The organism is Halomonas sp. (assembly GCF_031581305.1).
Lineage (GTDB): Bacteria > Pseudomonadota > Gammaproteobacteria > Pseudomonadales > Halomonadaceae > Halomonas.
In genome coordinates, this window is the sequence record NZ_JAVLBC010000265.1 from 1 (window position 1) to 3676 (window position 3676).

Genomic DNA, 3676 nt, shown 5'->3' on the forward strand with positions numbered 1-3676 from the left:
GGTCGAGCTGGTCTACTTGGCATTACCCTCGGTGGAGATGTCGCGCCTTCGTGTGGCAGAGCGCGTTTCGCATGGCGGCCACAATATCCCGCTGAAGGATATTCATCGCCGCTTCCCGCGCAGCCTGCACAACTTGCTGACGCTCTACGCACCCTGCGTGTCTCGAGCGCGTTGCTTCATGAATGCTGGAGGCACGCCAGAGCCTGTCTTTGAACAGACCGGGCAAGGGCGCAATATTCTCGATGACCGCCACTACAATGATCTCGTCAAGGAGGCACGGCCATGACTCAGCCGACACCGGATACCCAAACCATGCTCGACAGCCTCCGTGAAGCAGTCTCCGAGACTCTAGAGCGCAAGCGGCGTCTCGGCCAGTATGCAGTGATATGGCAGGACGGCAAGCCCGTGCTGGTGGGAGATGATGCGCCGAAACCGCAGATGGATGACCAGGTTGATCAGGGGCGGGAGTCGCATTGATGGCACGGAAGCCACGCCAAGCCAAGATCAAGCAGCTCAGCGCCAAGAGTGACTTTCTCAAGAAGCTAGTACTCAATCAGTGGGTGTTGACACGCTTCGGGATCGACCCGCTGGAGCAGTATCGCGACGGACGCAGCCGAGTCCGTCCGATTACGCTGCTCAGCAAGACGTTGAAGGAGAGTGACCCCGGGCTGACCGGTGACCGCCACCATCATTACCTCCATGCCTTGCTTGGTAGCTACCAGCCCACCTGGAAGTATGGCGAGGAAGATCTGAAGCGCTTTGACGCCAATATCGTCAAGCATACCGATGCCCTCAATCAGCAACGTGAGACTGAGGTCGACTGGAAGTACTTCCAGTGGCTGACCCTGCTGTTCGTGGAGGTCTACCTCCACGAGTACTTCCGCGACCGAGAGGCGCTCAAGGCCGGTCTCAACCACCAGGTCGAGCGGTTCAACAGCTTCTGGCAGGGGCAGGGCTACCAGACGGGTATCGGCCTCTTTGAGGACGATGACCTCAACAAGCTGTGCCTGCAGAACGCCACGGGCTCGGGTAAGACGCTGCTGATGCACACCAACGTGCGTCAGTTCCGCCATTACGCCCGCAAGCACCACCGCATCGCCGACTATGGCCAGATCATCCTGATCACGCCCAACGAACGGCTCAGCGAGCAGCACTTGATGGAGTGTCGCGATTCCAGCCTGGAGGCGGAGCGGCTGAGCCAGGATGGCGGCGACCTCTTCAGCGGTGAGCGGAAATCGCTGAGCCGTGTTGCCGTGACCGAGATCACCAAGCTCGGCCTCGAACAGGGCAGAAAGACCATGGCGGTCGACAGCTTCGGCGATGGCAACCTGCTGCTGGTCGATGAAGGTCACCGCGGGCTGGGTTCGGCGAGTGAGGAGAAGGGCTGGCTGTCGCATCGCAACAAGCTGGCTGGGCGTGGCTTCACCTTCGAGTATTCGGCCACCTTCAAGGAGGCAGTGGTTGCCGCCAAGGATGCCGGGGTGGAGGAGACCTACGCCAAGAGCATCCTCTTCGACTACGGCTACCGCTACTTTTACGAAGATGGTTACGGCAAAGATTACCGAATCTTCAACCTGCCGGAGAAGGAGACCCAGCAGCGCTATACCTACCTCACGGCAGCGCTGCTTGCCTTCTATCAGCAGCAGCGTTACTACCAGGAGGAGCATGGCCAACTGACCCAGTGGAACCTGGCTGCTCCGCTGTGGGTGTTCGTCGGGGCCAGCGTGGTCAGAGACGACGGCAGCAAGGAGACCGCCAAGAACTACAAGGAGCGCGCCTCCGATATCGCGCAGGTGCTGGGCTTCCTGGCCTGGTTCCTCGGAGAGAAGGAGCAGGCGCGACGGGCGCTCAGCGCCGTCTATGAAGGCGATGCCGCCAGTGCCGGTCTGATCGACAAGCAAGGCAACGAGATCTTCTCGGGCAGCTTCCCCTGGCTGAAGGCCCAGGGGCCGTCGGTTGATGAGCTCTACCGCGACATCCTCACCCATACTTTCCATGCCCAGGGCGGCGGCACACTTAACGTCGACCGCATCACCGGTGACTCTGGCGAGCTACTGCTAAAAGTGGGCGAGGCGGAGAATCCCTTTGGCTTGATCAATGTGGGGGACGCTCTGGGCCTGGCCGATCACCTTGAGGGCCGCAAGATCCCTCACCTTCAGGTCCGCAAGTCGGAGCTGGCCAAACCCAGCTTCGCGGAGGTCAACCGAGAGAGTTCAAAGGTCAACCTGCTGATCGGCTCCAAGAAGTTCATCGAGGGCTGGAACAGCTGGCGTGTCTCCAGCATGGGGCTGATGAACACTGGCAAGAAGGAGGGCTCGCAGATCATCCAGCTGTTCGGCCGTGGTGTGCGTCTGAAAGGCCGCGATATGAGCCTGATGCGCTCCAGCCGGCTCGACCCGGTGCTGGCTCCCAAGCACCTCTACCTGCTGGAAACCCTCAATGTCTTCGGCGTCGGCGCCGACTTCATGGCGACCTTCCGGGACTTCCTGGAAGACGAGGGCCTGACGGGCAACGATCAGCCCGAGATCCACACCCTCAAGCTGAACGTGATGGAGGACGTAGGCAAGTCGCTGAAGATGTTGAGGCCCAAGGTCCGTCAGGACACCAAGCAGACCTACAGCTTCCACCGCGATGGCCCTCTGGTGCGTTTTGGTCATCCAGTAACTGCTGCAAGCCGCGAGTTCTACAGCGAACTGGGGCTGACACCGGATATCGTCCTCAAGGGGCGGAAGGTCGAGCTCGACCGATACCCGCGGGTCGAAAGCCTTCAGGCCGCGGGCGTGAAGGACGTGATGGCCAAGCCTGGCCAGGCCCAGCAACGTGAGCGGTACTTCGACGACGATCGGCTGCTCTTTCTGGATATGGCTGCGCTGGAGCGCGACCTGGAGCGATATCGCCGTGCGCGTGGGTATGCCAACCTGCTGGTCGAATCAAGTCGATTCCCGGCACTGTTGAAGAGCCAGGTGTGGTATACGCTGCTGGTCCCCGAGGATCAGTGGAAGCTGCATGCCGATAACTTCCAGCGTTATCAGAGCATGGCGCTTGAGCTGCTGTCGCTGTTGATGGACAGGGTCTTCAACTATCACCGCCGGGCCTATCTGGAGCCGCGCATGGAGCTGGTGGCTCTCGAGGATGCTCGAGGCAATCTGCCGGATACCAACGAGTATCAGCTGATTGTCGACGGCAGCGAATCGGCTTTGATCGACGACATCAAGCAGATGAAGGATGCCATCGAGCAACAGCGAAAGGCTCTATACCAATCATCCAAGGCTAATGGGGTGAGCGCCGTGCAGATCGGGGCGCACCTCTACAACCCGCTGCTGCACCTGGGCAAGGACAGTCGAATACGTATTGAGCCCGTCGCCCTCAACGACGGAGAATTTCAGTTTGTCGAGGGCCTCAAGGGATGGCTGGAACGTAACCAGCAAGCGATGGCCGGGCGGGGAGAACAGCTCTACCTGCTTCGCAACCTCGTGAAGCAGGGGATCGGCTTTTTCGAAGCAGGAGGCTTCTACCCTGACTTTATCCTCTGGCACGTTTATGAGGGTGGACAGCGCATCATCTTCGTCGACCCTCACGGCTTGCGCCATACCGGTCCTAAGGACGAGAAGGTCGAGTTCGGAGAGCGAATCAAGGATGTCGAGCGTCGGCTGAAGAATGATCAGGTCGAGCTGGA

The 3676-nt window shown here is 60.0% G+C and carries 2 protein-coding genes and 1 pseudogene; all 3 read left to right on the plus strand.

What is annotated here, in order from left to right:
• A pseudogene (locus tag RI841_RS15425) lies at positions 1–286 on the plus strand (hypothetical protein); the annotation flags it as partial.
• Positions 283–477 carry a hypothetical protein gene (locus tag RI841_RS15430; RefSeq protein WP_310706516.1) on the plus strand — a complete coding sequence of 65 codons (195 nt, stop codon included), beginning with the start codon at positions 283–285 and terminating at the stop codon, positions 475–477. The pseudogene RI841_RS15425 and the gene RI841_RS15430, both read left to right, overlap by 4 nt.
• A partial coding sequence (locus RI841_RS15435; RefSeq protein WP_310706517.1) for a DEAD/DEAH box helicase family protein occupies positions 477–3676 on the plus strand: 3200 nt, incomplete at its 3' end. The genes RI841_RS15430 and RI841_RS15435, both read left to right, overlap by 1 nt.

Coding starts and splice junctions, on each gene's coding strand:
- RI841_RS15430 (WP_310706516.1), top strand. CDS start 283: ATGACTCAGCCGACACCGGATACCCAAACCATGCTCGACAGCCTCCGT.